The organism is Sphaerisporangium fuscum (assembly GCF_018531465.1).
GTDB classification, from domain to species: domain Bacteria; phylum Actinomycetota; class Actinomycetes; order Streptosporangiales; family Streptosporangiaceae; genus Sphaerisporangium; species Sphaerisporangium fuscum.
The window spans coordinates 24,018-49,417 of sequence record NZ_JAHDTF010000051.1 but is presented as its reverse complement, the minus strand read 5'-3'; the positions used below and the strand labels follow the sequence as shown (position 1 = coordinate 49,417).

Below are 25,400 nucleotides of genomic sequence, written 5' to 3'. Positions count from 1 at the left end.
GTGGCGGCGGCCCCCGCCGTCCCGGCCACCGCGGCCCCGGCGCGGCCCGCCGGCGCGCCGCACGACGCGGGCCGCTGGAACACCTGCGTGCGGGTGGCCCGCGACCTGCTGCTCGTCGGCGAGGACGACGCCGATCTCAAGCTGGAGTACCTCCGGGTGCTCATCGACAACGGCCTGCCGAAGGCCCGCTCCCCCAAGCGGGTGCTGATCGTCGGCGCGGGCATCGCGGGGCTGGCGGCGGCCACGCTGCTGAAGCGGGCGGGCCACAAGGTCACGGTGATCGAGGCCAACGGCAACCGCGTCGGCGGCCGGATCAAGACCTTCCAGACCGGCTTCGCCGACCCCCTGCAGTACGCCGAGGCGGGCGCGATGCGCCTGCCCGACTTCCACCCGCTCACGCTGGCGCTGGTCGACAGGCTCGGCATCCCGCGCCGCCCGTTCTACAACGTCGACGTGCGGCCGGGCGCGGAGCCGAGCGGGCCGATCCCCCCGGTCGTCTACACCTCCCGGCACGGCAAGGTGTGGCGCTCCGCCCCGCCCCGGGGGAAGTACGAGGCCCCGGCGCGGCTCGACCACACCTGGATCCACGTCAACGGGATCTCCCAGCGCCGCGACGAGTACGCCGCCGACCCGCGGAGGATCAACGCCTCGTTCGGGCTGCACGACCGCCGAACTGCCGCGCGGATCCTCGACGAGGCGCTCGACCCGGTGCGTGACCTGATCTCCGTGCGCCACGGCTCCACCCGGGTGGACAAGCCGCTGCCCGAGCTGATCAAGGGCTGGGCGCGGGTGCTGTACGAGTTCGACGGCTACTCCATGAACCGCTTCCTGACCGAGCACGCCAAGCTGAGCGACGCGGCGATCGACGCCATCGGCACCCTGGAGAACCTCACCTCGCGGCTGCCGCTGGCGTTCATGCACACCTTCCTCACCCGGAGCCTGGTGAACCCGGCCGCCACCTACTGGGAGATGACCGGGGGCAGCAGGCAGCTTCCGTACAAGCTGGAGGCGGGCCTGCGCGAGGAGATCCGCATGGACCGCCGAGCCCTTCGCATCGACACCTCGCGAGGGCACGTCCGCATCGAGACGGTGAGCGAGAAGGGCAGCGACGACTCCTCCTCCGCCCCGCAGCGGCCCGCCGAGACCTTCGAGGGCGACGTCGCGATCATCACGATCCCGTTCCCGGCGCTGCGGCACGTGGAGATCACTCCGGCCCTGTCCTACCGCAAGCGGCGGGCGATCATGGAGCTGCACTACGACTCGGCGACCAAGGTCCTGCTGGAGTTCCGCCGTCGCTGGTGGGAGTTCGACGAGGACGACTGGAGGCGCGAGCTCGGCGGGCGCTACCGTCCGGGCACGCCGACCCACGTCACCGGCGGCGGCTCGGTGGCCGACAACGCCAACCGGTTCATGTACTACCCCTCCCACCGGGTGCCGGGAAGCGAGGGCGGGGTGGTGCTGGCCAGCTACGTGTGGGCCGACGACGCCTCCCGCTGGGACTCCATGGACGACCGGGAGCGGTACGGGTACGCGCTGCGCGGCCTGCAGGAGGTGCACGGCGACCGGATCGCCGAGTTCTACACCGGTCACGGCCAGACGCAGAGCTGGCTGCGCAACCGCTACGCGTTCGGGGAGGCGGCCGTCTTCACCCCCGGGCAGATGACCGAGATCCACCCCGCCATCGCGGTTCCCGAGGGTCCGCTGCACTTCGCCGGGGAGCACACCTCGCTGAAGCACGCCTGGATCGAGGGCTCGCTGGAGTCCGCCGTCCGCGCGGCCCTGGAGGTCAACGGCTGAGCGTGACGTCCCCGGCCGTCCGGCCGCCGTCCGCGAGCAGAACGCCGGTCACGGGTCCTCCGGCGGAGACGAGCCCCTCGCGGCCCCGCCACTGAGCCCATGGACGGCGGGGCGGCCCCGGCGGCGTCCGCCCCGCCGTCCGGGTCACCTCCGGATGAGAGCCGGCCTGGGGTTTCGCCGGGCTTTTTGCGATCATTCAGACATGGCGAATCAGGCAAATCGGGTTGTAGTCATCGGAAACGGGATAGTCGGGGCAAGTACGGCGTATCACCTGAGCCGGCAGGGGGTCGCGGTGACCGTTGTCGACCGGCACGACGCGGGACAGGCGACCGACGCGGGCGCCGGCATCGTCTGCCCCTGGGTCGACCACGAAGGCGACGACGCCTGGTACGCCCTGGCCCGCGAGGGCGCCCTCTACTACGACCACCTCGCCGAGCTGCTGGCGGAGGACGGCGAGCCGGAGACCAGCCACGCCCGGGTGGGAGCGCTGCTGGTGGGCGACAGCCCGGCCGAACTGGTGCCCGACGAGGCCCTGCTGCGCGGCAGGCGGCCGGAGGCCCCCGAGATGGGCGAGATCAGCGTGGCCGACCGGCCGGCCGGGCTGTTCCCGCCGCTCGCCCCGGACCTCGCCGCGCTGTACCTCGCCGGCGCGGCCCGCGTCGACGGGCAGGTCGTCCGCGACGTGCTGCTACGGGCCGCCGTCCGTCGCGGCGCGCGCCTGCTCACCGGCACGGCCGCCCTCACCTCCTCCGGCACGGCCCTGCTGGACGGCTCTCCTCTGGAGGCGGACGCCGTGGTGGTGGCCGCCGGCGCCTGGACCGGCGAGGTGTGCCGGCCGCTCGGCGCCGACCTGCCCGTGCGGCCGCTGCGCGGGCAGATCGCCCACGCCGTGCTCCCGGGGGTGGAGACCGCCGGCTGGCCGCTCGTGCTGCCCCGGCGCGGCCCGTACCTGCTGGGCTTCCCCGGCTCGCGCGTCGTCTTCGGCGCGACCCGGGAGGAGGCCGGGTTCGATCCCCGGGTGACCACGGCGGGCCTCGCCGAGGTGCTGTCCGGGGCCGTGCGGCTCGCGCCGGGCCTCGGCGCCGCGACCGTCGTCGAGACCCGCGTGGGCCTGCGCCCGGCCACCGCCGACGGCCGTCCCCTGCTCGGCCGGCTCGGGGACGGCGTCGTGGTGGCGACGGGCCTGAGCGCCTACGGCCTGACCGCCGGCCCGTACGCCGGCCACCTCGCCGCCTGCCTGGTGACGGGCGGAACCCCGCCCCTCGACGTCACCCCCTTCTCCCCCGGGCGTTTCTGACCGCTACCGGGTTGCGGGACGGTGTGCGGCGAGGCCGTACGTCCCGCAACCCGGTTCACGGCGCCGCTACGCGTGCTTCGTGGCCTTCGCCGTGACGGATGACGGGCCGTAGGCCTTGACCTCCAGCAGGCCGACCGAACTGCTCCCGTTGCCGGTGAGCAGCACCCGCAGCCTGGTGGTGCCGGTGGGAGTGAAGGCGACGCTGTTGTACTGGTCCTTGTTCAGCGTGTACGCGCCCGCGCCGGGCACGTCCACGTAGGCGCTGCCGTTCCAGTACTGCAGCTTCCACGACGCGGGCATGTCGATGCCCTGGTCGTCGTCGAAGAAGTACACCTCGGCCTTGCTCAGCGTCTGCGCCGAGGGCCAGGTCAGGTCCACCCACTGCTGCCCGGTCTGCGGCCAGCAGCCCCAGCGCGGGTTCACCGTGTCGTCGGACGACGGCGGCTCGACGCCGTCGTTCACCGCCGCGACGCTCTCCCAGTCGGAGGTGTACGACGCCGACGCGGTCGCCGACCGCGCCAGGTTGGTGCTCGGGGGCTGCTGGGTGCCGCCCCGGTTGAAGATCTTGATCTCGGTGAGGCCGGTCTTGGCGCCGGAGGCGTTGGTGGCGAGCACCCGCACCCGCTGCGCGCTGATCGACGGGAACGTCACCAGGTTGTAGTTGGCCCTCGGCGCGGACGGGGTCTTGGCCTGGCCGGGGACGCCGACCCACGAGGTGCCGTTGTAGTACTGGATGTCGTACGCCGACGGCGCCCGGTAGGTGCCGTCGGCCGGGCGGCTGTCCTTGAAGTAGAGGCGTACCTCGTTGAGCGTCCGGGCAGCGCCGAAGTTCACCTCGTACCAGTCCTGGCCGTTGGGCGACCCCGCGGCGCCCCAGAACGGCTCGTTGGTCGGGTAGCCGTCCACGGCGCCGGCGGCGGTGGCGCCGGAGGCGGTGTAGGACGCCGAGACGCTCGCGCCGGAGGCGAGGTTCGTCAGGTCGGCGGTCAGGTCCACACCCGCCTTGGCCAGCATGTCGACCATGCGCGGGTCGCTCTGCACGACCTGGGCCGGCGCCTGCAGCCCGGGGGCCGCCTTGCTGTAGGTGACCGTGCCGCTGGTGGTGACGGTGCCGGTGGCCGGGTCATAGGTGAACGGCACCAGCGAGCCGACGGTGGCGACCCGGCTGCCGTTGACGAAGATCGAGTACCCTTCGGGCACGCCCGGGTAGCGCACCACGCCGTCCGCCGGGTCGTCCCAGACGATGGTCAGGTCGGCGTTGCGGTAGCGCAGGTTGTTGACGGTGAAGTTGGGCCAGCCGATGTCGATCGGCGACAGCTCGATCTTGGCGTCGTTGCGCGGGCGCAGGCCGGCGACGTCCTCGATCACGGTCCAGTTGCTGCTGCCGAGGATGTTGTGGTGGATCCAGGACCGGTAGGTGATCGACGAGCCGTTCCAGTCGGCCCAGAACTCGTTGGCGTCGGGCCACTGGGTGTTGCCGTTGACGTACTGCGCCCAGGCGTTCCAGTACAGCAGCTTCTTGTAGTCGGTGGCGGTCATCCAGGAGTTGGGGTAGTTGCGCAGCACCGAGGAGTAGAGCCGGAACTGGACGGTGGAGTTGATGGTGGAGAAGTTGTTGGAGCCCGGCGAGCCCGCCGCGGCCGCGGCCGCCTTGTCCACCTGGTTGGCGGTGTAGAACGGGAAGATCGGGTACTCGGCCGGGTCGTCGAACAGGCGCAGGGCCTGCTTGTAGGTCGAGGTGTTCGGCACGGCGCCCACGGAGAACGGGTAGTAGTTGTTGATCTCCTTCCAGGGCACCCACTCGTTGGTCGACTTCAGCCGGTGCTCGAACAGCTGGTGGCCGGGGTTCCACAGCACGTTGACGATGGCGCTCTGGATGTGGGAGGCCAGGTTGCGCATCTCGGTGGCCTTGGCGGTGTTCCCGATCGCCTCGTAGGCCTGCGCGGCGGCCAGCGCGCCGCTGTACTGGTAGGCCGACTCGGTGCGGTCCATGTTGCCGCTCTTCCAGTGGAAGGAGACGGCGTCGGCGTCGTTGCCGGTCAGGGCGCCCCAGTCGTACTCGATCAGCTTGTTGTCGTCGTGGTCGTAGTAGGCGAGCTGGCCCTTCACGTCGCCCTCGGCGTAGTGGGCGAGGTTGGCGGCGATGCCGGGCTGGCCACCGTGGATCTGGTAGCTCTTCCACGCGGCCTCGGCGATGTACTGCGTGTAGCTGTTGGACCAGTTCTCCGGGTCGCCCGGATTGTCCACGAAACGACCGCCCTTGGACACCTGGCCGACGCTCAGCCAGTCGCCGTAGGCGTACATCGGGTTGCGCAGGTACTTCAGGTCGTCGATGTGCATGGGCTGGGTGAGCGCGATGGCGTTGTTGTAGCCGAGCGCGCCCTCGACGGAGGTCGGGAACTGGAAGGTCTGCCCGGGGATGTCGGCGTCGAGGTTGTTGAAGCGCATCAGCCACCAGCGGTAGTAGATGTTCTTCTTGATCGCCGGCTCGGGCACGTCGATGTAGGGCACGTTCTGCGCCCACCACAGGTTGTACGCCTTGACGTGCGTGGCGAACGCGGTCGCGGCCGAGTAGCCGGCGTAGGCGTTGTACTCGGTCAGCGACTCGGGGATCTCGTTGGTGACGAAGCCCATCACGACCTTGACCGTCACCGTGGCCCCGGCGGCGATCGTCACCGACCTGTTGAGGCCGCCGCTGGACACCGTGAAGCCGTCACCTGTGAGCCGGGGGTAGATCGTGGTGAGGTTGTTGTAGGCGTTGACCTGCCCGGTGAGCTCGCTGCCGCTGCCGGAGGTCGCGTACGGCGAGGTGACCCGCAGCTGCAGCGTGGTGGAGGAGCTCCCGCCGTTCTTGATCGCCAGGTTGGTGACGGCGACGTTGCTGCCGGTGATGAACTTGGTCTGGTTCACCGTGATCGAGCCGCTGGTGTGCACGCTCTTGTAGTGGCTCGGCGCCTGCCAGCGGGAGGCCACCTGCTCGGTGAAGGTGCCCGGGGAGATCGCGACGGTGTAGGCGTCCTTGTCGCTGATGCTCTCCCAGTAGGCCACGTGACCGCCGAAGCCGAGCTTGGCCGGGTCGTGGGTCTTCATGAACAGCGCCCGGCCGCGCGACATGAGCCAGGTGCCGGCGGGGTCGTCGCCGGAGCGGGCGAGCAGCCGGTCCATCCAGAAGTCGGTGCCGCCGCTCTCGGCGTCGTAGATCGCCTTCATCATGTCGCCGGTGGTGTAGGACACCGGGGCCGCGGGGACCGCGGGGCCGGTGAACGTCGGGAAGCCGATGGTCTGGGCGGCCTGCGCCGGAGCACCGGCGACGAGTAACCCCGCGACGAGCAGCAGGGCCATGACGATTCTTCTCATGACAGGGCGTTTCCGATCAGAGGTGGGGGGCGGAGGAGGTCTCGGGCGGCCTGCCGTCAGGAGCCGTAGGCCTTGACCTCCAGCAGGCCGACCGAACTGCTCCCGTTGCCGGTGAGCAGCACCCGCAGCCTGGTGGTGCCGGTGGGAGTGAAGGCGACGCTGTTGTACTGGTCCTTGTTCAGCGTGTACGCGCCCGCGCCGGGCACGTCCACGTAGGCGCTGCCGTTCCAGTACTGCAGCTTCCACGACGCGGGCATGTCGATGCCCTGGTCGTCGTCGAAGAAGTACACCTCGGCCTTGCTCAGCGTCTGCGCCGAGGGCCAGGTCAGGTCCACCCACTGCTGCCCGGTCTGCGGCCAGCAGCCCCAGCGCGGGTTCACCGTGTCGTCGGACGACGGCGGCTCGACGCCGTCGTTCACCGCCGCGACGCTCTCCCATGAGGAGGTGTAGGACGCCGACGCGGTCGCCGATCGGGCCAGGTTGCCGGGCGCCGGTGTCCCGCCACCGACGGTGAGCTGGAACGTCCTGGTCACCGGGGTGCTCGTCTTGTCGTAGTCGCGCAGTTCGACGGTGAAGGAGTAGGTGCCGGCGGCGGCGGTGGGGGTGCCGCCGATCGTGCCGGTGAACCTGTCGAGGGTGAGCCCCGCGGGGAGCGCGCCGCCGGTGACGCGCCAGTCGTAGAACGGGACACCGCCCTTGGCCGCCAGCGTCTGCTGGTAGGCCTGCCCGGCGGTGGCCTGCGGCAGGCTCGTGGTGACGATCGCGGGCTTCAGGAACGGGGTGAGATCGCGGTTCAGCTTCCAGCCGGCGTTCTCGGCGATCAGCAGGCTGAGCTTGGTCGGCATCCACCTGCGGGTGGGGAACACGTGCGTCCAGCCGCCGTTCTGGCCGCTGATGCGGTCCCAGTACGGCTGGTCGCCCGGGATGTGATAGCTGCCGTCCAGCGGGACGGCGCGGCCCTGGTAGTCGATGACCTCCTGGTCGTCGGCCCCGCCCGTGCTCACGTACTTGTTCATCCCGGCCCAGTCGCTGTGGTAGGCGACGGCGTGGCCGTACTCGTGCATGACCAGGCCGTAGACGTCGAGCACCGAGCCCTGGATGTCGGTCTTGTACCAGTCCTCGTCCGCCAGGGAGGTGAACAGCTTCTTGTTGGCCTCGTCGTACTCGAAGATCATGGCGGTGGAGCGGTGGATCGGGCCGGGGACCTGCTGACCGTTCCTGGTGTGGTACTTGCCGTTGGCGGACGGGTAGCCGGTGGAGTACGGGCTCTGGATGCCGCGGAAGAACACGTACATGCCGTTGTAGGCCGTGTTGTTGGTGACGGTGATCTCGTTCTGCCAGTCGTTGCCCGGCAGGTGGTCGGTCTCCGCCCCGGCCGCCACGGTGTCGAACGGCTGCATGTCGAAGAACCTGAACCAGTCCTTGACGGCCTCCTCGGCGGCCGTCCGGAAGGCCGGGTCGGAGAAGTAGCCGGTGACGGTGTCGTAGCGGTAGTCGAAGGTGATCGGGATGCTCGGCTCGATCGCGGTCTTCTCGTCCTGCTGGACGCGGATCGGCATGGTCTGCTGGGAGGAGGAGTTGTCGGCGGCCCTGGTGGTGAGCCTCAGGGTGTACTGCTCGTCGGCGCCCGGCCCGCGCTTGGAGTGGATGGCGAGCTTGAACGTCTTCTGGTCGGAGGCGCTTGCGAAGGTGAGGGTCTTGGTGGCGCCGGTGGCGGTGAGCCGGCTGGGCAGGTCCATCATCAGCCGGGAGGTGCCCTCGGCCTTCAGGTCCACGGTGACCGGGTACGGAACGCCCTGCGGCGGCCGCACGGTGAGCTCGACGTAGGGGTTGGCGATGTACCCCTGCCAGTCGACCAGCTTGACGCCGTAGTCGTTGACCGTGCGGCCGAACATGTCGACGACCTGGACGGCGGGGGCGGCGTGCGCCGCCGGCGCGGCGACCAGCGTGGACGCGGCGACGGCGGCGAGGGTGGCTGATAAGGGGATGACCGCTCGTTTCATGGCTGTGGCCTCAGTTCTTGATACCGGTGAGGGTGACACCCTCGATGAAGTAGCGCTGGAGGACGAAGAACAGCGCGACGATGGGGGCGATGACGGCCGCCGACGCCGCCATCAGGTAGCCCCACTGGGTGATGAAGACGCTCTGGAAGGACGCCAGGCCGAGGGACAGGGTGTATCTGTCCTGGTCCTGGAGGTAGAGCAGCGGGCCGAGGAAGTCGTTCCAGCTGCCGATGAACGTGAAGATCGTGACCACGATGATCGCCGGTTTCGACAGCGGCATGACGATCGTCCAGTACACCCGCCAGGGTGACGCGCCGTCGATGTAGGCGGCCTCGTCGAGCTCGAAGGGGATGGTGAGGAAGAACTGCCTGAGCAGGAAGACGTTGAACACTCCCCCGCCGGCGCCGGCGAACCACGCGGGGACGGTGAGCGGGACGAAGGTGTCCAGGGCACCGAGCTTCTGCCACATGACGAACGTCGGGATGATCGTCACCGCGTAGGGCAGCATGACGCCGCTCAGCAGGAGCGCGAAGACCACGTCGCGGCCGCGCCAGCGCAGCCGCGAGAAGCTGAACGCCGCGATCGAGCAGGTGAGCACGGTGCCGATGACCGTGATCACGGCGATGATCACGGTGTTGGCGAAGTACAGGCCGAACGGCTGGGCGGTGAGCGCGCCGCTGAAGTTGTCCCACGCGAACGACCGGGGGATCCATTCGGGGGGCGCGAGGAACATCTGGTCGTCGCGCATCAGGGCGCTGCGCACCAGCCACACGAACGGCAGCAGGGTGGGCAGGGCGCCCGCGGTCAGGGCCAGGTAGACCAGCGCCTTGCGCCAGGGCCCGCGGGGCCGCGCCGGGGCCGCCGGGGCGACGCCGCCGTGGGGCACCCGGTTGCGCAGGTCGGGGACGCCGTGGTCGCGGGCGTAGTCGACCACGGCGGTCCGGAACTCCGGCGGGTGGAGCGGGTTCTTCGTCCAGGAGTCCACGGCGGCCGGGTCCTCGTAGTACTTCTTCTCCTGCGGCATCCACAGCCCCTGCTTGAACAGGTCCACGTACCGGGGGTCGTTGTGGAAGGCGAGCAGCTCCACCGCCTCCTCGACGTGCTCGGAGGCGGCGAAGACGGAAGAGGCGCCCGCGACCTGCGTGGTCGTGTACGGCTCCTGGTACTTCGGCAGCACCGCGATGCCGTAGTCGACCTTGCTCTCGTTCATGTCGAGCAGGCTCCAGTGGCCGTCGACGACCATGGCGACCCGCTTGGTCTTCAGCAGGATGTCGGTGCCGGGCACGTCCTGCCCGGTGGCGGCGAGCTGCCCGGGCCCGGGGGCGACGCGGTGCTTGTGGACGAGGTCCTGGAGGTTCTGGAAGACCTCGATCGCCTCGGGGGTGTCGAGCAGGCACCGGGTCCCCTTCTCGTCGACGAAGTCCGCGCCGTTGCCGCGCAGGAAGCCGTACCAGGCGGCGCCGTAGGTGAAGCTGCAGGAGATCCCGAACTGCCTGACCCTCTTGGGGTCGAAGCCGGACTCGTCGGGATGCCTGCCGTTCTGGTCGACGGTGAGCTTGTAGGCGTTCTCGACCAGCCGGTCCCAGGTCCACGCCTGCTCGGCCGTGGCGGGTGGGGTCACGCCGGCCTCGGCGGCCGCCGGCCTGCTGTACCAGAGCAGCATCACCTCGTTGGCCGTCGCCACCCCGTGCAGGCGGTCCCTGCCGTACCACAGGTAGGCGTCCGGGAGATAGCCCGCCAGCTGCGGATACTTCTTCAGGTACGGGAAGAGGTCGACCAGCCTGCCCTGTTCGGCCAGGCGGAACGACATCGTCATGGGCACGTAGCCGACGTCCGGCGTCCGGCCTCCGGCGACGAGCGTGTTGAGCTTCGCGTCGTACTCGTCGGGGGTGTAGAGCGGGCGGACCTGGACCCCGCGGTGCCCGGCCTCGAAGGACTTGAGCATCCTCTCCACGGCCTGCCGCTCGAACGTCGAGCCCCAGTACATGAACTGCAGCCGCGTGCCCGTCTCCGCGCCGGAGCCGCCGCAGGCCGCCGCGGCCGCTCCGAGGGCGGCCAGCCCGCCCATGCAGATCAGGGCGCGCCGTCCGAGTGGTGCACCGTTCATCGCGCTCCGTCCTTCACGCCAGGGGGAGCCAGACCCGCATGGCCCCGCCCTCACGGTTGTCCCACTGGAAGTACGGGATCGCCGTGGCGGTGACGCGGGTGCCGGTCGCGGATCCGGCCGTGGGGGTCGTGGTGTACGGCATGCCGTCCCGGGGCCGCCGGACGGCCAGGGCTCCGGCCTCGATCAGGACGGTCGGGCCGACGCCCTCGAGGTCCTCCAGGGGAAGCACCCGGGGTCCGGCCGCCGGGTCGAGCAGCAGGTCGTCCAGGTCGGCGGTCTGGTCGGCCTGCTCGAAGCAGTAGACGAGGGGGCCGCGCTCGACGGCGGCGCAGCCCCGCACGGCGTCGATCCTGGGATGGGGGTGGACGACGCGGGGGGTCATGTCGAGGTCGAGCACGACGGTGTCGCCCTGCCGCCAGACCCGCTCCAGGACGAGGTAGCCGTTCTCCCCGGGGACCGCGGGCGCCCGCTCGCCCCCGACGGTCACCGTCGTGGCGGCGCTCCAGGCGGGGACGCGCAGCGCCAGCGCCCACGGGCCCTCCGGCGCCCGCTCGACGCTGAGGGCGACCTTCCCGTCCCAGGGGAAGCCGGTGGCGACGGCGAGGTCCAGCTCGCCCGACCTGATCGTGCCGGGAGCGTACTGGTGGACGTCGAGGCGGCGCTCGCCGGCGGTGGCGACGTAGTGGCCGAGGGAGGCGACGGTCCGCATGATGTTGGGCGGGCAGCAGGCGCAGGCGAACCACTCGCGGCGCCGCTCGAAGCAGGCGTCCTCGGCGTGGTCGTCCCTGCGCTGGAGGGGGTTGACGTAGAAGAAGCGGGTCCCGTCGGCGGAGGTCGAGGCGGCGAAGGCGTTGTAGAGCGTGCGCTCGATCAGGTCGGCGTAGCGCGCCTCTCCGGTGGCCAGCAGCAGCCGCCAGTTCCAGTGGATGCTCGCGATCGCCGCGCAGCTCTCGTTGTAGGCGCGGTCGGGCGGCAGCTCGTACCGTTCGCCGAACGCCTCGCCGTCGTGCCGGGAGCCGAGGCCGCCCGTGAGGTACATCTTGGTGGCGACCATGTCCTCCCAGCGGCGTACCGAGCACTCCAGCAGCGACTCGTCGCCGGTCTCGAGGTAGACGTCGACGATCCCGGCCTCGAGGTACAGCTGGCGCACGGCGTGCCCGACGGGGGTGGCGGCGTCCCTGACGGGCAGGTGGTCCTGGGCGTAGAGGGGGCCCATGCCGCTGTCGCGGATCAGGCCCTTGCCGCGGTTGTCGATCAGCTTCTTCGCCAGGTCGAGGTAGGGCCGCCCCCCGGTCAGGCGGTGGAGCTCGACCAGCGCGGTCTCCACCTCGGCGTGCCCGTCGATGCCGTCGTCGCCGCCGTCGAGGAACACCTCGGCCAGGTGGTCGGCGAACCGGCGCGCGACGGCGAGCAGTTCGGGGTCACCGCCGGCGCGGGCGCCCGCCACCGCGGCCTGGAACAGGTGGCCGGCGCAGTACATCTCGTGGCTGTACTCCAGCTCGGTGTAGATCCTGTCCGGCTTGACGACCTGGTAGTGCGAGTTGAGGTAGCCGTCCGGGCGCTGGGCGCGGGCGAGCAGCCCGGCGTGGTCGCGGATGTAGCCGAGGTACTCGCCGGCCGGGCGGCGGGCGTGCTCCCAGGCGACGGCCTCCAGGGTCTTGTACAGGTCGGAGTCCTGGAAGCGGTACCCCTGGAAGACGCCTTCGGCCTCGCCCGCGGCGATCCGCAGGTTGGGCACGCTGCCCGACCGTTCCATCTGGGCGAACGCGAGGGGGAGGCTGGCCTCCCGGTTGATCCGCTGCCAGCGGCCGAGCGGCCCGCCGGTGATCTCGACGTCGGGGACGCCGAGCGGGCGCCGGACGGCCTTGGACTTCTCTGTGGGGACTGCGGGGCCGACGACCTGCGGGGATTCCGTCATGGGGCCACCCTCGAGGCAAATAAGGAATAGGTTTTCCTCGCTCGAAGCTAGATCGCACCGCGATCAGCGTCAAGGGGTGAGGGGCTAGCATCGGAAAGGGGCGCAGCGCCGGAGCGACGGCCTGCGAGGCTCACCGGGCCACAGGGAGGGAAAAGCTTTGTCTGATCCGTCGCGAGCCGTCACGATCCGCGAGGTGGCCGCGGCCGCCGGCGTCTCCATCGGCACCGCCTCCAAGGCGCTGAACGGCCGGGGCAAGCTGCGCGATGAGACCAGGGCGCGGGTGACGGCGGCGGCGGAACGGCTGGGGTTCCGGCCCAACACCCTGGCGCAGGGCCTGCTGGCGGGGCGCACGTACACGGTCGGGCTGGTGACCTGCGACAGCTTCGGCCGGTTCAGCATCCCGGTGATGCTCGGCGCCGAGGACGCGCTGGGGGCCGGCCAGATCTCCGTCTTCATGTGCGACACCCGCGACGACCCGATCCGCGAGCGGCACTACATCGAGCGGCTGCTCGCGCGCCGGGTCGAGGGCATCATCGTCACCGGCCGACGCACCGAGCCGAGGCAGAGCATCGGCACCGGCCTGCCGGTCCCCGTGGTCTACGCCATGACCCAGTCGACCGACGAGTCCGACTTCTCCGTCATCCCCGACGACGTGGGAGGCGGTGCGCTGGCGGCGCGGCACCTGCTCGCCACCGGGCGCTCCCGCATAGGGCATGTGACGGGCCCCCAGCGCTTCGAGGCGGCCCGGCGGCGGGCGCGCGGCCTGACCGACGCGCTGGCCGAGGCGGGGCTGCGCACGACCGGCGAGCCGCTGTTCGGCGAGTGGACCGAGGAGTGGGGCCGCCAGGGGGCCGACATCCTTCTCCGCGCCCACCCAGACGTCGAGGCGGTCTTCTGCGGCAGCGACCAGATCGCGCGGGGGGTCGCCGAGACGCTCCGGGAGCGCGGCAAGGTGATCCCCGACGACGTGGCGCTGGTGGGGTTCGACAACTGGGAACCGATGGCGCGCGGGTGCAGGCCGCCGCTGACCACGGTCGACATGAACCTCGGCGAGATCGGGCGGGTCGCCGCCGAGCACCTGCTGGCCGCCATCGGCGGCGCTCCCCCGGCCCGGGGCGTACTGACCGTCCCCTGCCGGCTCGTCCTGCGCGAGTCCACCCGGGCGAACCCGCTCTGACGGCCCACGCGCGCCGCCGCGGGGACGCAGGTCCACCCAGCGCGGGGCGTAATGGAAGCGGATGTCCCGCCATACCCACGCGAACGCCCCGCCACTCACGGCGGACGTCTGCATCCGGTTAGCTTTGCCCAAAGACCTTCCTGATGATCTTGAATTGTCCCAGCTCAGGGGGATAGCTTCGCTTGCAGGCAACACGCCTGGCTTCACTCGCGGCACGATCCGCCGCGAGCCCGCGCGGCGACGCAACCGTCGTTTCATCGCGCCCCGCTCACGTCGCGCCCGGGAAGATGAGTGATGTTCAAGGAGGAACGAATCTCGAGCTGGCGCCGCCCACTTGAGCGGATGCACCCGCGATCCATCCGCGGACAGGTGACCGCCCTGGTCACCCTCCTCGCGATGCTGCTCCTGGTGCCCACCGGTGTGGTGGCCAGCATGGTCGCGCACCAGAGCGTGACCAACTCCACCTGGCTCGAGGCCCGGGGGGAGGCGACCAAGGTCGCCGCCGCCTATCGCCTCGGTCACCTGGGCGACCCGGTCAAGCCGGGCACCCCGGGGATCGACCTGATCCAGGTCGTGGCGCACGACGGCCACGTGATCGCCTCGTCCGAGGCCGTGAGAGGCCTGCCGGCGCTGAGCACGGCGCGGCCCTCACCGCAGGATCCCCAGGAGGACGTGCAGACCTGCGCCCAGCCACGGCTCGGCTGCGTCCACATCTCCGCCCTTCGCGTCGACACGACGCCGGACTCGCCCGTGGTCTACGCCGGCACCCGCGCCCCCAGGCAGAGCGCCACCGGCCTCCTCGACTCCATCTTCGCCGCCCAGGGCGTCGTGCTGATCCTGCTCGCGGTCGCGGCGACCTGGCGGATCACCGGGCGCACACTGCGGCCCGTCGAGGCGATCCGCTCGGAGCTGGCCGCGATCAACGTCAACGAGCTGGGCAGCCGGGTTCCCGAACCGCCGGGCGACGACGAGATCGCCGGTCTCGCCCGCACCATCAACGCCACGCTGGCCCGGCTGGAGCACGCCAAGGACGCGATGGAGCGGGCGCTGGACCAGCAGCGGCAGTTCGCCGCCGACGCCTCCCACGAGCTGCGCACACCCGTCGCGGGGCTGCGCGCGCAGCTGGAGGAGGCCCAGTTGCATCCCGACCAGACCGACCTGAAGGAGCTCCTCGACCACACCCTGCGGGACGTCGACCGGCTGCAGGCGATCATCACCGACCTGCTCCTCCTGGAGCGGGTCCGGGGGATCGCCCCGCAGCCCGGGCAGAAGGACGACCTGGCCGCGATCGTCCGGGCGGAGGTCGCCCAGCGTCCCGACCCGGACAGGATCCGGCTCCGGCTGGCCTCCGGCGTGACGGTCTACGCGATCCACACCCAGATGAACCGGGTGGTGACCAACCTGCTGGACAACGCCGAGCGGCACGCGCGGCAGAAGGTGCTCGTCGAGGTGCGCCGCAACGGGCGCGAGGCCGAGCTGGTCGTGGACGACGACGGTGACGGCATCGCCCCGGCCGACCGGGAACGCGTCTTCGAGCGCTTCACCCGGCTGGACTCGGCCCGCAGCCGCGACCGGGGAGGGACGGGCCTCGGGCTGGCCATCGCCAGGGACATCGTCCTCGCGCACGGGGGGACGATCGAGGCGAACGGCTCGCCCTGCGGCGGCGCGCGCTTCGTCGTGCGCCTTCCGTTGGCCCCATCGTCTCCCTGACGCTTCCCGCTCTTGACCTCTCCGTTACCTGACCCCACTACTGTTTTGTCTGATTTGCACCCTTTTGGGGTCGTTTGGTATGTTCGCTGCGTAGTAGAAGTCCGCCACAGGTCATGGATCCCATTGCCGACGGCGGCAGGAGCACGTCCGGCCGCGCGCCGTACCTCCCCTCCGGCTCCGCCGGGCACTCGTGCCCGGACGGACGCCGCCGCCATGGGTGAGGGACGCTCCGAGCTCCCGGTTCCGGTGGAGGTACCGGTCCACCCGCGGGTGACCGCACCGGCCGTCCACCACACCGCGTGGCTCCGCTCCCGGCCCGAAGCCCTTGTGATCAGCCCGCGAATGATCACGCCACCAGGAGGACCCCGCGTGCGCAACAGACTCCCGACCCCTCCCCCGCTGCTGAGGCGTGCCGTCGCGCTGCTCCGTCCCCGGTCGATCCGCGGGCGGGTCACCGCCCTGGTCGCCCTGCTGGCGGTGCTGCTGCTCGTCCCCTCGGGCGTGCTCGCCGGGATGCTCGCACGTCAGCAACTGACCAACGCCGGCTGGATGGACGCACGGCACGCGGCCGCCCTCGTCGCGGCCGAGGCGCGGGCCGGGCGGCTGGAGAGCCCGCTGCTGACCAGCAGCGTCCCCGGTGTCGACCTGGTCCAGATCGTGGGCCCCGACCGCCGGGTCGTGGCGTCCTCCTTCAAGGCCGAGGGCCTGGCGCCGCTCGCCACGGTGGTGCCGTCGGCCAAGGATCGGCAGCAGGACGTGCAGAACTGCTCCATCCTGGGCCTCGGCTGCCTGCGGATCGCGGCCTACCGGGTGAGCTCCTCGCCGGACTCCGACATCGTCTACGCGGGCGGGCAGGCGCCGCGGACGATCTCCCCGAGTGCGTTCGACGCGCTCTTCGCGGTCCAGGTGGTGGTCCTGGTCTCCCTGGCCGTCTGGGCGGCGTGGCAGGTCACGGGCCGCACTCTGCGCCCGGTGGACGCCATCCGCGCCGAACTCGCCGCGACCAACGTCAACGACCTCAGCAGCCGCGTCCCCGAGCCGCCGGGCGACGACGAGGTCGCCCGGCTGGCCCGCACGGTGAACAGCACGCTCGAACGCCTGGAGAACGCCAAGGAGCGGATGGAGCGGGTGCTCGCGCAGCAGCGGCAGTTCGCCTCCGACGCCTCCCACGAGCTGCGCACCCCGATCGCGGGGCTGCGCGCGAAGCTGGAAGAGGCCCGCATGTATCCGGAGGAGATCGACCAGGACGTCCTTCTCGACAGGACGCTCGCCGACGTCGACCGGCTCCAGAACATCATCACCGACCTGCTCCTCCTCGCCCGGCTCGACGGCGGCGCGCCCACCAAGCTGAAGAAGGTCGACCTCGCCGAGGCGGCCCGCGCGGAGGTCTCCCGGCGGATCGACCGCCTGCCCGTACGGCTGCACCTGGCCCCGGGGGTGGTCGTGAACGCCGTGGAGACGCAGATCACCCGGGTCCTGACCAACCTGCTGGACAACGCCCAGCGGCACGCCAAGAGCACGGTGCTGGTGGAGGTGCGCCGCGACGGGGACGCGGCGGAGCTGATCGTGTCGGACGACGGCGACGGGATCGCCGAGGCCGACAGGGAGCGCATCTTCGAGCGCTTCACCCGGCTGGACGCCTCCCGCTGCCGGGACCGGGGAGGCACGGGCCTCGGCCTCGCCATCGTCCGCGACATCGCCCACGCCCACCGCGGCACCATCGGGGTGGGCAGCTCGGAGTGGGGCGGCGCGAGGTTCTCGCTGCGGCTCCCCCTCGCCGACGACGCGGCGGAGGAGTCCCCGGCTCCGCGCGGGCGCCTGGCCCTGGCGTCCTTCTCCGCCCGCTGACGTCCCGCCTCTTCGCGCCGCCGCCCCCGCCGGGGCGGCGGCGCGACGCCGTCAGCGGGCTTCGGCGAGGGACTCCGGCGAGCGGCGCCGCCACAGGGCGTCAGCCGCGAGCAGGCCGCCGCCGCTGAAACCGACGGCCAGCGCGAGCGCCGCGAGGGCCAGGACGAGCTCGAAGCCGCCCTTGTCGGCGAAGAGTCCGTTGGCGCCGTGGACCAGCGCGATCGCGCCGATCATGTCGAGCGCGAGGAGCGTGCCGAACACCGGCAGGAGCAGCCCGAGGACCAGCGCGACGCCGCCGGCGAGCTCGAGCGCCGCGACCAGCGGCGCGGTGATCCCGGGCAGGGGCGCGCCGATCGACTCGAAGAACTTGGTGGTGCCGCCGATGCCCATCGTGGCGAACTTCTGCCAGCCGTGCGCGATGAAGATCACCCCCACGGCGACGCGGGCGAGCAGCAGCGCGATTGGCCGTGCCTTCTCGATCACGGAGACTCCCCTGTCGTTCGAATTTGAACCAAGTGGCGCCAGCCTAGCGTGGTGCTTCAGCTTCGAACAAATATGCTGGCGACGTGACGGACGCACGCTGGCTGGACGAAAGGGAGATGGCCGCCTGGCGGGAGTTCCTCGTGGCCGCCCACCTGGTCGAGCGGCACATCGAAGAACAGCTCAAGGACGCCTCGGGTCTCACCCACGCCCAGTACGAGATCCTGGTCCACCTCGCCGGCGCCCCCGACCGGCAGATCCGCATGACCCAGCTGGCCCGGCGCCTGGTGGTCACCAAGAGCGGCCTGACCTACCAGATCGGGCAACTGGAGAAGCGCGGGCTGGTGGAGCGCCGGCCGTGCCCCTCCGACGAGCGCGGCATCCTCGCCGTCCTCACCGACCAGGGCATGCGCTGCCTGGAGGACGCGGCCCCCGGCCACGTGCACGTCGTGCGCGAGACCCTGATCGACCTCCTGGAGCCCGGGGAACTCGACGCGATCGCGCAGGCCCTCGGCAAGGTGCGCCGCGCCCTGCAACGGCCCGACCAGGCCGGCGACGGCCCCTGGCGCCGCCCCTCCTAGCGATGAGTTTGCGCCCCCATGGGATTCGCTCCCGCACACCCCGGAAATTGTCAAGGTCAGGCGGATCCGGGGGGCGTCGAATGCCGGCGGCAATGCCGTCCCGCTCGTCACGGAGACGCGAATCAACGAAAGCACCCTCGCTGAGCGGAAGGTGTACGGCGTGGCAAGCGTGGATACGACCAGGAACAATCGCCAGTCCGAGAAAACGATAGCGGCCCAGGTGGGTACGACCGGCGCCGGAAAGTCGGTGAGCGGGGCCAGGCGGCCCGACGCGGCCGCGGGAGGCGCTCTCACCGGAGAGGTGGAGAAGAAGCTTCGCGACGTCCTCGAAATCGGCGGCGTATGGAAGCGCGACGCCACGGCCCCGACCTACGACGAGCTCCGCCCGTACGGCGAGCGTGAAACGGCGGGATTCCCCGTCTACAAGGACCTCGAAAAGCGGCTGCTGAACGCCACCGAACATCCGGACCCGGAAATCGCGCACGTCATGGCGACCTGCGCGGGATACGCCTACTCCGACCCGAAGACCCTCTCCATGATCATGGCGAGGATGGGGCTGGAGGACAATCGGTGCCGCATGATCCAGTCGTCGGTCGACGCCATGCTGATCTGTTCGACGGCCTTCCTCATCCAGAGCAAGAGCGGCCGGGTCGGGATCCTGTGTTACCGGGGCACCGAACCGGTGAACTTCATCAACTGGCTCAGCACCGTCGACATCGAGCCCGAGCGGATCGGCTACCAGGTCGGCGACCCGTGCGCGACCGTGCATGCGGGCCTGTACCGCAACGTGCGGGCCACCCGCTACGAGGTCATGAACGCCCTGCGGCAGGCGTGCGCCCGCAGGTCCGTCATGGCGGTCCAGACCGACCGGCCGGACGCCCAGCGCGGCGACGGCCTCGCCTCCGAGCCTGGGCAGGTGGAGAGCGAGCTGGAGGCGCTCTACATCGTCGGGCACAGCCAGGGCGGGGCGATGGCCGCGCTCATGAGCGTGATGATGCGGCACGAGCGCAAGTACCGGGAGGCGTTCGGTGACCGGCTCAAGGCCGTCTACACCTTCGGCCAGCCGATGATCGGTGACCCCGCCTTCGCCGCCGCCTGCGAGAGCGACCCGTTCCTGCGCGAGAACGTCATCCGCTACGTCTACGACAGCGACGTCGTCCCGCACCTCCCGTCGACCTCGTCGGGCCACTTCCAGCACTTCGGCCGCGAGTACCACTACAGCGTCCCCCACCTGCGCAACAGCGCGCTGGCGATCATTTCGCCTTTCCGGCAGGGATCGCAGTCGAGGAGGGGCCGCTGGGAGCCCAGGCGGCGTCCGGCCGGACAGATGAGCGGCCTGCTCGGCCTGCCGCTCGCGGCGCTGGCGTTCGTCGCCCGGAAGTTCGAGGCGACCCGCTCGCTGCCCGCCACCTACTCGATCGACGACCACCTTCCGCAGCACTACATCACCGCCCTCACCCCGCCCGGGGTGCAGAGCGAGTTCGGCGACTGAGCCAGCTCGGCGCGCGGCGGGGCCGGCGGGCCCGGCCGCGCGCCGTCCCGTAGCGGTAAAGGCCCGACCTCGGTACGGCTCCGAGCCTGCTCACCTCAGCGATCAGATCGTCACTCTCAGTTACGATGATTGCCGACAAAGATCGACAGGTGAGGAGAATGCCTTGCGACGAGCTCTGTCCGCCCTCAGCGCCCTGCTCGCCAGTGCGCCGCTGACGCTGATGACCACATCCTGCCCCGCCGACGCCGCCACGGACCCCCGCCCGCCACAGCCCGTCACCGCCGGCCCCGCCACGGACCCCCGCGAGCCACAGCCCGTGACCGCCGGCACCGCCACGGACCCCCGCCAGCCACAGCCCGTGACCGCCGGCACCGCCACGGACCCCCGCCAGCCACAGCCCGTGACCGTGGACGTCACCGGGACCTCGGCGACCGCGGACGTGACGGGGAACCCCGCCACCAAGAGCACCACCGGGACACCCGCCGCTCGGGGCGTCACGGGAACGCTCGTGATCCAGGGGGAGAAATCTCCGCGCACCCGCCTGGTGGACCCGGCGCCGGGCTGCTACGCGCTCGCGCCGTTCCCGCTCCTGGACCGGGTGACCGTGACCAACGGCACCAACACCGGCGTCATCATGTACTTCGGACTGGGCTGCAAGCCCGGCATCCTGCACTCGCCGACGCGCGTGCCCCCGGGGACCGGCGTGGAGCGCATCCTCACCGGCGCCCAGAGCATCCGGGTCGAAGCCCCCTGACCGCGCCCTCCCGCACCGGCCGGGCCACGCGTCACCCTTCACCGACGGCGCGTGGTCCCCGGCCCCTGCCGTTCGTCACGAGGCGGGGACCGCCCAGGCGTCCAGGGCCGCGCGCACCTCGGTGGCGGGGTCGCCCTCGTGGTAGACGCGCTCGCTCCGTTCGATGCCGTCGAGGAACTCCTGGTACCGCACCGCGTACATCAGATGCACGAGAGGCGCGGCGATCTCGAGCGCCCGGGCCGGATCGGAGCCGGGCACCAGCCGTGACCATGTCTCCACCCAGACCTGCCGGGCACGCGCCCACTTGTGGTCCGGGAGGAAGTCGCGGGGCCGCAGGCCGTCGGCGACGGGGTTCCCGTGGAAGGCGTCGGCGAAGTCGAGCACCACGGTGTCCCGCCCGTCGGACCTCCAGTTGCCGGGGTGGAAGTCGCCGTGCACGAGGGTGTTCGGCAGCCCGCAGCCCTCCAGCTCGGTCACCAGCTCCGGCAGCCGCTCGGCGAGACGGCGCGCGCGGGAGAGCTCCTCATGGCTCAGGTCGCCGGCCGTCTCGCCGTCCAGCAGTTCCTCGACCTGGCCGATCAGCACCCGCGGCGTCCGCTCGGGCACCCCGGGAACCGCCGCACCACCGGCGAGCGCCGCCTGCGCGGTGGCCGTCCGGCTCACGGCGACGGCGATGACCTCCTCCGAGGCGCCCCAGCAGTCGACGCCGGGGATCTCCTCGAGCAGCACCCTGCCGTGGGCGGGGTCGGCGGCGATGACGGCGGGGACGAGGCCGGGGTCGGCCCGGCCGAACGCCTCGATCACGACGGCCTCGCAGACCGCGAACGGCGGGGTGGTCTTCAGCCACGCCACCCCCGTGGAGGTGGGCAGCCGGAAGAGCCCGGCCAGGTTCCACGTCTTCACCTGCTGGACACGCCCGGCCGGCGGCCTTCCCGCCGCACGCAGCTCGGCTTCGGCCCAGGCGAAGGCCTCCCGCAGCCCACCGGCCGTCGCCCACGCGGCCCGCCGCGCCGCCGGCCCCTGAAGGGCGGCGTCGGGAAGTCCCGTCGAGGCCGAGCCGGGAATACTCTCCGGCGATCGGCCGGAGCCGTGGACGGCGGCCGCCAGCAGGGCCGGGTCGGGGCGGGTGGAGGCTTCGACGTGGTAGGTGACCCGCCCGTCCCTGCCGCCCTCGCCGCCCTCCACGCCGAGCAGCCGCAGCACCATCACCGGCACGTCCAGCAGCGCCTCGATCCGTGACACGACCGGCTCCACCTGCGCCCAGTGGGGGCTCTGGACCGGGAAGGGCCCGACGGTGCCGAGACGCTCGCCGTCCAGGGTCACGACGGCCTCGACCAGCCGTCCCACGGGTTCGTCCACACCCGGAAGTCTCCCGGCGCCGCAAGCCCGCCCGCCACTGGTTTTAGCCCGGCCTCAGACGTTGAAGTACTTGGCCTCGGGGTGGTGGGCGATCAACGCCGAGGTCGACTGCTCGGGGTGCAGCTGGAACTCCTCCGACAGCCGCACCCCGATCCGCTCGGGCCGCAACAATTCGAACAACTGCCGCTGATCCTCCAGATGGGGGCAGGCCGGGTATCCGAACGAGTACCGGCACCCGGTGATGTCCACCTTCAACATCTGCGCCAGCGACTCGTCCCCGCCGATCCCCAGCTCCGAGCGCACCCGCGCGTGCCAGTACTCCGCCAGCGCCTCGGTGAGCTGCACCGACAGCCCGTGCAGCTCCAGATAGTCGCGGTAGGCGTCCTTGGCGAACAACTCCCCGGTCGCCTCGGCGATCCTGGACCCCATCGTGACCACCTGCAACCCCACCACGTCGACCTCGCCGGAGGATCGGGGGCGGAAGAAGTCCGAAAGGCACAGGTGCCGGTCCCGCCGCTGCCGGGGAAAGGTGAACCGGGTCCGCTCGGCGCCGTGCTCGTCCAGGATGACCAGATCGTCCCCCTCCGACACGCACGGGAAGTAGCCGTAGACCACCGCCGCCCGCAGCAGGTTCTCGGTCTGCAACCGCTCCAGCCACATCCGCAGCCGCGGCCGCCCCTCGCTCTCCACCAGCTCCTCGTACGAGGGCCCCTGCTCGCCGCGGCCGGCCTTCAGCCCCCACTGCCCCATGAACGTGGCCCGCTCGTCGAGGAACGCCGCGTACTCGGCCAGCGGGATCCCCTTGACCAGCCGCTCGCCGAGGAACGGCGGGGCGGGGACGGGGTTGTCGGCGGCGACGTCGGAACGGGCGGGCAACTCCTCCCGCGGAGTCCGGACCAAGGTGGCGCCGGTGGTGACCTTGCGCTGCCGCAGCGGCGGCAGCGCGGCGCCGTCCACGCCGCGCTTGACGGCCATGAAGGCGTCCATGAGCCGCAGCCCCTCGAAGGCGTCGCGGGCGTAGCGGACCTCGCCGTCGAACAGCCCGGCCAGATCCTGCTCCACATAAGCCCTGGTCAGGGCCGCTCCGCCGAGCAGGACCGGGTAGCGGGAGGAGAGGCCGCGGGCGTTCATCTCCTCCAGGTTCTCCTTCATCACCACCGTGGACTTGACCAGCAGCCCCGACATGCCGATCACGTCGGCGCCCTTCTCCTGGGCCGCCTCGAGGATCGTCGACACCGGCTGCTTGATCCCCAGGTTGATCACTTCGTAGCCGTTGTTCGACAGGATGATGTCCACCAGGTTCTTGCCGATGTCGTGCACGTCGCCCTTGACCGTGGCCAGCACGATCCGCCCCTTGGCCGCCCCCTCGACCTTCTCCATGTGGGGCTCGAGGTAGGCCACCGCGGCCTTCATCACCTCGGCGGACTGGAGCACGAACGGCAGCTGCATCTCTCCCGACCCGAACAGCTCCCCGACCTTCTTCATCCCCTCCAGCAGCACGTCGTTGATGATCTCCAACGCCGGCCGCCGGCCGAGGGCGTCGTCGAGGTCGGCTTCCAGGCCCTTGCGCTCGCCGTCGACGATGCGCGCCTTCAGCCGCTCCCACAACGGCAGGGCGGCCAGTTCGGCGGCCTTGCCGGCGCGCAGGGAGGCGGCGTCCACCCCCTCGAACAGCTCCATGAACCGCTGCAGGGGGTCGTAGTCGTCGCGGCGGCGGTCGTGGACCAGGTCGAGGGCGACCTGGCGCTGCTCGTCGGGGATCCGCGCCATGGGGAGGATCTTGGACGCGTGCACGATCGCCGAGTCCAGCCCCGCGTCGACGCACTCGTGCAGGAAGACCGAGTTGAGCACCATCCGCGCGGCCGGGTTCAACCCGAAGCTGATGTTCGACAGGCCGAGCGTGGTCTGCACCGTGGGGTACCGCCGCTTCAGCTCCCGGATGGCCTCGATCGTCTCGATGCCGTCGCGGCGGGTCTCCTCCTGGCCGGTGGCGATCGGGAAGGTCAGGCAGTCGACGATGACGTCCTCGACCCGCATCCCCCAGTTGGCGGTCAGGTCCTCGATCAGCCGCGAGGCCACCCGTACCTTCCACTCGGCCGTGCGGGCCTGCCCCTCCTCGTCGATCGTCAGCGCCACCACGGCCGCGCCGTGCTCGGCGACCAGGCGCATGATCTTCTGGAAGCGGGAGTCCGGGCCGTCGCCGTCCTCGTAGTTCACCGAGTTGACGATCGCCCGTCCGCCCAGCATCTCCAGGCCCGCCGCCAGCACCTCGGGCTCGGTGGAGTCCAGCATGATCGGCAGGGTGGAGGCGGTGGCGAACCGGAACGCCAGCTCCCGCATGTCCGCGACCCCGTCGCGCCCGACGTAGTCCACGCACAGATCGAGCATGTGGGCGCCGTCGCGGGACTGGGCGCGCGCGATGTCGACGCACTCCTCCCAGTCGCCCGCCAGCATCGCCTCGCGGAAGGCCTTGGAGCCGTTGGCGTTGGTCCGCTCCCCCACCGCCAGATACGAGGTGTCCTGCCGGAACGGCACGTGCTGGTACAGCGACGAGGCGCCGGCCTCCGGGCGTACCCGCCGCGCCGCGACCGGCCGGCCGCCCACCCGCTCCACCACGTGCCGCAGATGCTCGGGCGTCGTGCCGCAGCATCCGCCCACCAGCGCCAGCCCGTACTCGCGGGTGAACAGCTCGTGGGCGTCGGCCAGTTCCCCAGGGGTCAGCGGGTAGCGCGCCCCGTCGGCCGTCAGCTCCGGCAGGCCCGCGTTGGGCATGCACGACAACGGCAGCCGGCAGTGCCGGGCGAGATACCGCAGGTGCTCGCTCATCTCGGCGGGGCCGGTCGCGCAGTTGAGCCCGATCACGTCGACCCCGAGGGGCTCGATCGCCGTCAGCGCCGCGCCGATCTCCGAGCCCAGCAGCATCGCCCCGTTGGTCTCGATCGTCACCTGGGCGATCACCGGCACGTCGCGCCCGGCGGCCTCGATCGCCCGCCGCGCCCCGACCACCGCGGCCTTCACCTGCAACAGGTCCTGGCACGTCTCGATGATCAGCGCGTCCGCGCCGCCCGCGATCAAGCCCGCCGCGTTGTCGCGGTAGCCGTCGCGGAGCGAGGCGTACGACCGGTGGCCGAGCGTGGGCAGTTTCGTGCCCGGTCCCATGGAGCCGAGCACGAAACGGGGGCGTTCGGGTGTGGACCACCGGTCCGCCGTCTCCCTCGCCAGCCGCGCGCCGGCCTCCGAGTACTCGTAGACCCGATCGGCGATGTCGTACTCGCCGAGGGCGGCGAGGTTGGCGCCGAAGGTGTTGGTCTCGACGCAGTCGACCCCCACCTCGAAGTAGGCGTCGTGCACGCTCCGCACGATGTCGGGGCGGCTGACATTGAGCACCTCGTTGCAGCCCTCGTGGTTCTCGAAGTCGTCCAGCGTCGGCTGGCAGGCCTGCAGCATGGTGCCCATCGCCCCGTCGGCGACCAGGACGCGCCGGCCCAGAAGCTCACGGAAGGTGGTCACGGCGTCTCTC

Annotated in this window: 15 protein-coding genes; 8 read left to right on the top strand and 7 right to left on the bottom strand. The window is 71.3% G+C overall.

All coding sequences use genetic code 11. The features are described 5' to 3' along the window. On the top strand, positions 1–1,797 hold a 1,797-nt coding region (locus KIK05_RS43550; protein WP_214416788.1), incomplete at its 5' end, for a flavin monoamine oxidase family protein. Positions 1,798–1,999: 202 nt separating this feature from the next. Continuing rightward, a complete protein-coding gene (locus KIK05_RS43545) occupies positions 2,000–3,094 on the top strand; it encodes an NAD(P)/FAD-dependent oxidoreductase (RefSeq protein ID WP_214416787.1) in 1,095 nt (364 codons plus the stop codon). 66 nt (positions 3,095–3,160) lie between these two features. On the opposite strand, the gene KIK05_RS43540 is transcribed toward KIK05_RS43545, so the two are convergent. From KIK05_RS43540 to KIK05_RS43525, 4 genes are read right to left on the bottom strand one after another with little or no spacing between them, the layout of a single operon-like run. Further along, positions 3,161–6,451, bottom strand: coding sequence for a discoidin domain-containing protein (locus tag KIK05_RS43540; RefSeq protein ID WP_214416786.1), 3,291 nt, complete (start codon positions 6,449–6,451; stop codon positions 3,161–3,163). Positions 6,452–6,507: 56 nt separating this feature from the next. Then, positions 6,508–8,454 carry an Ig domain-containing protein gene (locus KIK05_RS43535; RefSeq protein WP_214416785.1) on the bottom strand — a complete coding sequence of 649 codons (1,947 nt, stop codon included), beginning with the start codon at positions 8,452–8,454 and terminating at the stop codon, positions 6,508–6,510. Positions 8,455–8,464: 10 nt separating this feature from the next. Next, complete coding sequence (locus KIK05_RS43530; protein ID WP_214416784.1) at positions 8,465–10,561, bottom strand: extracellular solute-binding protein; 2,097 nt, start codon at positions 10,559–10,561, stop codon at positions 8,465–8,467. 13 nt (positions 10,562–10,574) lie between these two features. Next, the gene (locus KIK05_RS43525) at positions 10,575–12,479 is read right to left on the bottom strand and encodes a glycoside hydrolase family 127 protein (protein WP_214416783.1); all 1,905 of its coding nucleotides are present in this window, start codon (positions 12,477–12,479) and stop codon (positions 10,575–10,577) included. Positions 12,480–12,636: 157 nt separating this feature from the next. Between KIK05_RS43525 and KIK05_RS43520 the strand changes: the two genes are divergently transcribed. From KIK05_RS43520 to KIK05_RS43510, 3 genes are all read left to right on the top strand, one after another. Further along, positions 12,637–13,656 (top strand): LacI family DNA-binding transcriptional regulator, encoded by a 1,020-nt coding sequence (locus KIK05_RS43520; protein ID WP_250564430.1) that lies wholly within the window; start codon positions 12,637–12,639, stop codon positions 13,654–13,656. Between the two features lie 342 nt (positions 13,657–13,998). Further along, positions 13,999–15,366 (top strand): sensor histidine kinase, encoded by a 1,368-nt coding sequence (locus tag KIK05_RS43515; RefSeq protein WP_250564429.1) that lies wholly within the window; start codon positions 13,999–14,001, stop codon positions 15,364–15,366. A 369-nt stretch (positions 15,367–15,735) separates the two neighbouring features. Next, positions 15,736–17,214, top strand: coding sequence for a sensor histidine kinase (locus KIK05_RS43510; RefSeq protein WP_214416781.1), 1,479 nt, complete (start codon positions 15,736–15,738; stop codon positions 17,212–17,214). Between the two features lie 51 nt (positions 17,215–17,265). Here KIK05_RS43510 and KIK05_RS43505 read toward each other — a convergent pair whose 3' ends face one another. Beyond that, a complete protein-coding gene (locus tag KIK05_RS43505) occupies positions 17,266–17,697 on the bottom strand; it encodes a DoxX family protein (RefSeq protein WP_214416780.1) in 432 nt (143 codons plus the stop codon). Between the two features lie 83 nt (positions 17,698–17,780). Between KIK05_RS43505 and KIK05_RS43500 the strand changes: the two genes are divergently transcribed. From KIK05_RS43500 to KIK05_RS48590, 3 genes are all read left to right on the top strand, one after another. Continuing rightward, positions 17,781–18,275 (top strand): MarR family winged helix-turn-helix transcriptional regulator, encoded by a 495-nt coding sequence (locus KIK05_RS43500; RefSeq protein ID WP_214416779.1) that lies wholly within the window; start codon positions 17,781–17,783, stop codon positions 18,273–18,275. A 160-nt stretch (positions 18,276–18,435) separates the two neighbouring features. Next, positions 18,436–19,767, top strand: a complete 1,332-nt coding sequence (locus KIK05_RS49305) for a lipase family protein (RefSeq protein ID WP_214416778.1) — start codon at positions 18,436–18,438, stop codon at positions 19,765–19,767. Between the two features lie 163 nt (positions 19,768–19,930). Further along, a complete protein-coding gene (locus tag KIK05_RS48590) occupies positions 19,931–20,521 on the top strand; it encodes a hypothetical protein (RefSeq protein WP_214416777.1) in 591 nt (196 codons plus the stop codon). A gap of 75 nt (positions 20,522–20,596) precedes the next feature. Here the strand turns inward: KIK05_RS48590 and KIK05_RS43485 are convergent, their stop codons facing one another. Beyond that, positions 20,597–21,880 (bottom strand): phosphotransferase, encoded by a 1,284-nt coding sequence (locus KIK05_RS43485; RefSeq protein WP_308250387.1) that lies wholly within the window; start codon positions 21,878–21,880, stop codon positions 20,597–20,599. A 54-nt stretch (positions 21,881–21,934) separates the two neighbouring features. Next, positions 21,935–25,390, bottom strand: coding sequence for a methionine synthase (metH, locus tag KIK05_RS43480; RefSeq protein WP_308250386.1), 3,456 nt, complete (start codon positions 25,388–25,390; stop codon positions 21,935–21,937). Positions 25,391–25,400 lie beyond the last annotated feature (10 nt).

What these genes read in the sequence shown, in the direction of transcription:
- KIK05_RS43515 (WP_250564429.1), top strand. Translation starts at nt 13,999, where the DNA reads ATGCACCCGCGATCCATCCGCGGACAGGTGACCGCCCTGGTCACCCTC.
- KIK05_RS43535 (WP_214416785.1), bottom strand. Translation starts at nt 8,454, where the DNA reads ATGAAACGAGCGGTCATCCCCTTATCAGCCACCCTCGCCGCCGTCGCC.
- KIK05_RS43540 (WP_214416786.1), bottom strand. Translation starts at nt 6,451, where the DNA reads ATGAGAAGAATCGTCATGGCCCTGCTGCTCGTCGCGGGGTTACTCGTC.
- KIK05_RS43545 (WP_214416787.1), top strand. Translation starts at nt 2,000, where the DNA reads ATGGCGAATCAGGCAAATCGGGTTGTAGTCATCGGAAACGGGATAGTC.
- KIK05_RS43530 (WP_214416784.1), bottom strand. Translation starts at nt 10,561, where the DNA reads ATGAACGGTGCACCACTCGGACGGCGCGCCCTGATCTGCATGGGCGGG.
- KIK05_RS43525 (WP_214416783.1), bottom strand. Translation starts at nt 12,479, where the DNA reads ATGACGGAATCCCCGCAGGTCGTCGGCCCCGCAGTCCCCACAGAGAAG.